Genomic DNA, 7125 nt, shown 5'->3' on the forward strand with positions numbered 1-7125 from the left:
CACCGGAATCCGCGCGCACCTCATCCCGCTCACAGGCCGCCATCAGCTCATCCAGCGCGGTCGCCTCACCGGCCACCACCGTGGACCGGGGGCCGTTGACCGTCGCGATGCTGATCCGACCCGTCCACGGCGCGATCAGCTCGTACGCCGCGGCCTCCGCCACCGGCAGCGACACCATGCCACCCCCACCGGCCAGCTCCCGGCCGATCAACCGGCTCCGCAACGCCACCACCCGCGCCGCGTCCTCCATCGACAACACACCCGCCACCACAGCGGCCGCCAACTCACCCTGCGAATGCCCCACCACCGCGGCAGGCTCCACCCCATGCGCACGCCACACCTCGGCGAGAGAGACCATCACCGCCCACAACACCGGCTGCACCACATCCACCCGCTCCAACGACGGCGCACCCGCACGCCCCCGCACCACATCCCCCGGCACCCACTCCACATACGGCGCCAACGCCGCCGCACACTCCCCGAACCGCTCCGCGAACACCGGCGACGCGTCCAACAGCTCGGTGGCCATGCCCGCCCACTGCGAACCCTGACCCGGGAAGACGAAGACGACCCTGGTGTCGCGGGCCGCGGTGCCCTGGACGACGCCGACGGTATCGTCGCCTCGGCCGAACGCGGCCAGGCGGCCCAGCAGCTCCTCGCGGTCGCGGCCGATGACCACGGCGCGGTGCTCGAAGGTGGCGCGGGTGGTCGGCAGGGAGCGGGCGATGTCGACGGCGGCGACGGGGGCCGCGCTCACATGTGCGTGGAGCCGGCGGGCCTGCTCGCGCAGGCTCCCCGGGCTCTTGGCGGAGATGGCCCACGGCAGGTCGGTGCCGGTGTCCTCGCTCGCCTCGGGCTCGGGCTCGGGCGCGTACTCGAGGATGGCGTGGGCGTTGGTGCCGCTGATGCCGAAGGAGGAGACGGCGGCCCGCCGCGGCCGGCCGGTCGTGGGCCACGGCACGGTCGCGTCGGCCAGCCGTACGCCGGAGGAGTCCCAGTCGATGTGCGGGGTGGGCTCGTCGATGTGCAGGGTCCGCGGTACGACGCCGTGGCGCAGGGCGAGCACCATCTTGATGACGCCCGCGATGCCCGCCGCGGCCTGGGTGTGGCCGATGTTCGACTTGACCGAGCCGAGCAGCAGCGGCCGGTCCTCGGGCCGGTCCCGGCCGTAGGTGGCGAGCAGGGCCTGGCCCTCGATCGGGTCGCCGAGCGGGGTGCCGGTGCCGTGCGCCTCGACGACGTCGATGTCGGAGGGGGCGAGCCCGGCGTTGCCGAGCGCCTGGCGGATGACCCGCTGCTGCGCGGGTCCGCTGGGCGCGGTGAGTCCGTTGGAGGCGCCGTCCTGGTTGAGCGCGGAGCCGCGGAGCACCGCGAGGACGGGGTGCCCGTTGCGGCGCGCGTCCGACAGCCGCTCGACGACCACCATCCCGGCGCCCTCGGCGAACCCCATGCCGTTGGCCCCGGCCGAGAACGCCTTGCAGCGGCCGTCGGGCGACAGACCGCTGATCCGGCTGAACTCGACCATCGGGCGCGGGGTCGACATGACGGTGACGCCGCCGGCCACCGCCAGGGTGCAGTCGCCGTTGCGCAGGGCGTGGGCGGCCTGGTGGAGGGCCACCAGCGAGGAGGAGCACGCGGTGTCGACGGTGATCGCGGGGCCTTCCAGGCCGAGGGTGTAGGCGATGCGGCCGGAGGCGACGCTGTTGGCGCTGCCGTTGCCCAGGTAGCCCTCGTAGCCGCTGAGCAGGTCGGGGAAGCGCGCGGCGTAGTCGTTGTAGATCAGCCCGGTGAAGACGCCGGTCGGGGTGGAGCGCAGGGTGCCCGGGTCGATGCCGGCCCGTTCGAGCGCCTCCCAGGTGGTCTCCAGGAGCAGCCGCTGCTGCGGGTCGGTGGCCTGGGCCTCGCGGGGCGACATCCCGAAGAAGCCGGGGTCGAAGTCCGCCATGTCGTGCAGGAATCCGCCGACCTTGGCGAAGCGCAGCTCGGGGGCCTCGGGGTGGTGCAGGTCCACGCGGTCCCAGCCGCGGTCGGTGGGGTAGTCCCCCATGGCGTCACGCTCGTCGGTGAGCAGCCGCCACAGTCCCTCGGGGGAGTCGACGCCGCCCGGGAAGCGGCAGCTCATGCCGATGATGGCGATCGGGTCGTCGTCGGGTGCCGCGGCCGTGGCGGCGGCCGGGGCCGCGCGGTCCGGTACGGCCCCGGTCTCCGCGCCGGGCCGCGCGTCCACCCCGAGCCGCGCGCCGACTTCGGCCGCGAGGGCCGCCGGGGTGGGGTGGTCGAAGACGGCGGTCACCGGCAGGCGCAGGCCAGTGGCGGAGCCGAGCCGGTTGCGCAGTTCGACGGCGGTCAGCGAGTCGAAGCCCATGTCGCGGAAGGCCCGGTCGAGCTCCACCGCTTCGGCGCCGCCGTGGCCGAGGACCACCGCGGCCTGGGTGCGCACCAGATCGGTCAGCGCCCGGTCGCGTTCCGCCGGGGGCAGCGCGGCGAGCCGGTCGCGCAGCCCGTCTCCCCCACCGGCCGGGGCGTTGGCGGCGGCGCGCTTGGTGGTGGTGCGTACGAGCGCCCGGAACAGCGGGGCCGGGGGCCGCTGTTCGCGCAGCGCCGCCAGGTCGAGGCGGAGGGGGACGGTGTGCGCGTACGGGAGACGGACGGCGGCGTCGAACATGGCCAGGCCCTCTTCGGTGGCCAGCGGCCGGATGCCGATGCGGCGCATCCGGTCGAGGTCGGCGGTGCCCAGCGTGCCGGTCATCGCGCTGCGGTCGGCCCACAGCCCCCAGGCGAGGGAGTGCGCGGGGAGTCCTTGGGCGCGGCGTTCCGCGGCGAGGGCGTCGAGGAAGGAGTTCGCCGCCGCGTAGCCGGCCTGCCCGGCGGAGCCGAGTACGCCGGCGGCGGACGAGAACAGCGCGAAGAGCGCCAGGTCGCGGTCGCGGGTGAGTTCGTGCAGGTGCCAGGCCGCGTCCAGCTTGGGGCGCAGCACGGTCTCCAGCCGCTCGGGGGTGAGCGCGGTGACGACGCCGTCGTCCAGGGCGCCGGCGGCGTGCACCACGCCGCACAGCCCGTCGAGCCCGTCCAGGAGCCGGCCGAGTGCCGCGCGGTCCGCGCCGTCGCAGGCCTCGACGCGTACGGTGGCGCCGAGGCCGGCCAGCTCGGTGACGAGTTCCCGGGCCCCCAGGGCCTCGGGGCCGCGGCGGCTGGTGAGCACCAGGTCGGTCACGCCGTGCTCGGTGACCAGGTGGCGGGCCACGGCGGAGCCGATCAGCCCGGTGCCGCCGGTGACCAGCACGGTGCCGTCGAGGGCGCCGCGCGGGTTGGTGAGGACGACCTTGCCGGTGTGGCGGGCCTGGCTCATGTGCCGGAAGGCCCGGGGCGCCTGGCGGGTGTCCCAGGCCGTGACCGGCAGCGGGGTGAGCGCGCCCCGGGTGAAGAGTTCGGCCAGGTGGGTGAGCATCGCGCCGAGCCGGTCGGCGCCGGCCTCCCCGAGGTCGAAGGCCCGGTACCGCACGCCGGGGTGGGCGGCGGCGACCTCGTCGGCGTCGCGGATGTCGGTCTTGCCCATCTCGACGAACCGGCCGCCGCCCGGCAGGAGGCGCAGCGAGGCGTCCACGTACTCGCGGGCCAGGCTGTTGAGGACGACATCGACGCCGCGCCCCTCGCTCTGCGCCAGGAAGCGGTCCGCGAACTCCGTGTCGCGCGAGGACGCCAGCCGTTCGGCGGCGATGCCGGTGGCGCGCACCGTGGGCCACTTGGCCTCGCTCGCCGTCGCGTACACCTCGGCGCCCAGGTGCCGGGCCAGCTGTACGGCGGCCATGCCGACGCCGCCGGCGGCCGCGTGCACCAGCAGCGATTCACCCTCGCGCAGCCCGGCGAGGTCGACCAGCGCGTAGTAGGCGGTCAGGAACGCGGCGGGCACGGAGGCCGCCTGGGCGAAGGTCCAGCCGGCGGGCACCGGCACCAGCATGCGGCTGTCGGCCACCGCCAGCGGCCCGGCGTACGAGCCGGACAGCAGGCCCATGACGCGGTCGCCCACCGCGAGCCCGGTGACACCGGAGCCCACCTCGGTGACGACGCCCGCGCCCTCGCTGCCGAACAGCGCCTCGGTGTTCGGTACGACGCCCAGCGCCACGAGGACGTCCCGGAAGTTGACGCCGGTGGCGCGTACGGCCACGCGTACCTGGCCCTCTTCCAGGGGCGCCGCGGCGCGTGGCGCGGCCGCCAGGCGCAGCCCGTCCAGGGTGCCTCCGGTGTCCAGGTCCACGCCCCAGGCCGGCTCCTCGGGAAGGGCCAGAGTGCCGGTGTCCGCGGGGGCGACGCGGCCGAGCCGGGGCACGGACACCGCCCCGGACCGTACGGCGACCGCGGGCTCGCCCGCGGCCTGCGCGCCGGCAACCGCGGCGGGCAGGGCGGCGCCGGACTCCGGCGCCCCGTCCAGGTCGATCAGCAGGAAGCGGTCGGGGTGTTCGGAGTGCGCCGAGCGCACCAGGCCCTGCACCGCCGCGTGGCCCGGGTCGGGCCGCTCGCCGGGCGCCACGGCCGCGCCTCGGCGGGTCACCACGGCCAGCCTGGCCTCCTCCAGCTCGGGCAGGGCGAGCCACTCCCGGACGGTGGCGAGCACGGCGGCCAGCAGCTCTCGCGTCGCCGCGGGGGTGTCCGGGGTGTCCGGGGCTTCCGGCCGCGGGCAGGGCAGGAGCACGGTCCTGGGTACGGGGGCACCGCCGCGGACGCTCTCGGCGAGCGCGGCGAGATCCGGGTGGCGCGGCAGTTCGAGGCCCGGCACGGCCTCGCCCAGGACCGCCATCGGCCCGCGGGCGTCGGCGTCGCCGGGACCGCCGGGCAGCGGCGCCCAGGTGACCTGGTACAGCGAGTCCACTCGCCGGTCGGCGAGCGCGTCGGCGACGAGCGGCCGGGAGGTGAGCGCGTCGATGGTGAGGACGGGCAGCCCGGTGTGGTCGGTGAGCCGTACCGAGAGGGTGTCGGCGCCCGTGGGAGTGAGCCGGACCCGGGCCGTGGTGGCCCCGGTGGCGTGGAGGCGGACCCCGGCGAAGGAGAACGGCATCAGCCGTTCGCCCTCGTCCTCCAGCAGGGTCACCAGGCGTGTCTGGAGCGCCGCGTCGAGCAGCGCGGGGTGCACCCCGAACCGCCCGGCGTCGCGCTCGGCGCCTTCCTCCAGCGCCACCTCGGCGAACAGTTCCTCGCCGCGCCGCCACACCGCGCGCATGCCCTGGAAGGCCGGGCCGTAGCCGTAGCCCCTGGCCGCCAGGCGCTCGTACAGCCCGTCGATGTCCACGGCCTCCGCGCCGGGCGGGGGCCAGGCCGCGTCCACCGGGCTCGGCGCCTCGGCGGGCGCGGCGGTCAGCCATCCCTCGGCATGGCGGATCCACTCCGCCCCGTCGTCCTCCTCGCCCGGCCGGTGCGCCCGGGAGTGCAGCCGCACCGCGCGCCGGCCCTGCTCGTCGGGCGCGTCGACGGCGACCTGGAGGTCGACCGCCGTGTCACCCGTCGGCACGGCCAGCGGGGCGTGCAGCACGAGTTCGTCCAGCAGCTCGCCGCCGACGCTCTCACCCGCCCGCAACATCAGCTCCAGCACGGCGGCGCCCGGCACCAGCGCCCGGCCCGCCACGACGTGGTCGGCGAGCCAGGGGTGGGTGTGGACGGAGATCCGGCCCGTGGAGACGTGGCCCTCGCCGTCCGCGAGCGCGATGCCGGCCGCCAGCAGCGGGTGGCCGAGCGCGGACAGCCCGGCCCCCGCCACCTGCGTGGTGCCGGACGCCCCGGCCAGCCAGTAGTGGCGGCGCTGGAAGGCGTACGTGGGCAGCTCGACCCGGCGGGCACCGGTGCCCGCGAACACGGCGGACCAGTCGGGGACGACACCCCGCGCCCACAGGGCAGCCAGGGAGGTGAGGAAGCGCCTGCCGTCGCCCTGGTCCCGGCGCAGGGTACCGCCCGCGAAGACGTCCACGCCCGCCTCCTCCCCGGTCTCCTCGACCGGGGACGTCAGCACCGGGTGCGGACTCACCTCGACGAAGGTGGTGTGACCCGCCGCCGCCAGCGCCTTGACGGTGTCGTGGAAGCGCACGGGCTCGCGCAGGTTGCGGTACCAGTAGCCGGCGTCGGCCGTGCCGTCGACCAGAAGCTCCGCGGTGACCGTGGAGTACATGGGTATGTCGCCCGACCGCGGGGTCACGGGGGCGGCCAGCTCCAGCAGGGCGTCCTTGATCAGCTCGACCTGTGGGGTGTGCGAGCCGTAGTCGACCGGAATCCGGCGCGCGTTGACGCCGTCCCGTTCGCAGGCGGCCATGAACTCGTCCAGCGCCGCGGCCTCACCGGCCACCACCGTGGACCGGGGACCGTTGACCGTCGCGACGCTGATCCGCCCCGTCCAGGGCTGGATCGACTCGGCCGCCGCGGCCTCCGCGAGCGGCACCGAGACCATGCCGCCCCGACCGGCCAGCTCCCGGCCGATCAGCTGACTCCGCAACGCCACGATCCGCGCCGCGTCCTCCATCGACAGCACACCCGCCACCACAGCGGCCGCCAACTCACCCTGCGAATGCCCCACCACCGCGGCAGGCTCCACCCCGTGCGCACGCCACACCTCGGCGAGAGAGACCATCACCGCCCACAACACCGGCTGCACCACATCCACCCGCTCCAACGACGGCGCACCCGCGCTCCCGCGCAGCACGTCCGCCGGCGCCCAGTCCACATACGGCGCCAACGCCGCCGCACACTCCCCGAACCGCTCCGCGAACACCGGCGACGCGTCCAACAGCTCGGTGGCCATACCCGCCCACTGCGAACCCTGACCCGGGAAGACGAACACCACATCATCGGCCCCGTCAGCCCGCACCCCGGACACCACACCCTCGGCCGGCTCACCCGCCGCCACCGACTCCAACGCCGCCAACAGCTCCTCACGGTCGGAGCCGAACACCACCGCCCGGTGCTCGAGGCCCGCCCGTAAGGAAGCCAGCGACCACCCCACATCCACAACAGACGCATCCGAGGCAGCCACGAACTCCCGCAACCGCGCCGCCTGCGCCCGCACACCCCCGGCCGACCGGCCCGACACCACCCACGGCACCACACCCCCACCGGCCACCAACCCCGCCGGACCCGACGCCACCT

General features: G+C 75.7%; 1 pseudogene. It reads right to left on the reverse strand.

Annotation, left to right across the window (positions count from 1 at the left end):
* Positions 1 to 7117: pseudogene (locus tag BBH68_RS32315) on the reverse strand (acyltransferase domain-containing protein); the annotation flags it as partial.
* Between the last annotated feature and the right edge of the window lie 8 nt (positions 7118 to 7125).

This window comes from Streptomyces sparsogenes (assembly GCF_001704635.1).
Taxonomy (GTDB): Bacteria; Actinomycetota; Actinomycetes; order Streptomycetales; family Streptomycetaceae; genus Streptomyces; species Streptomyces sparsogenes.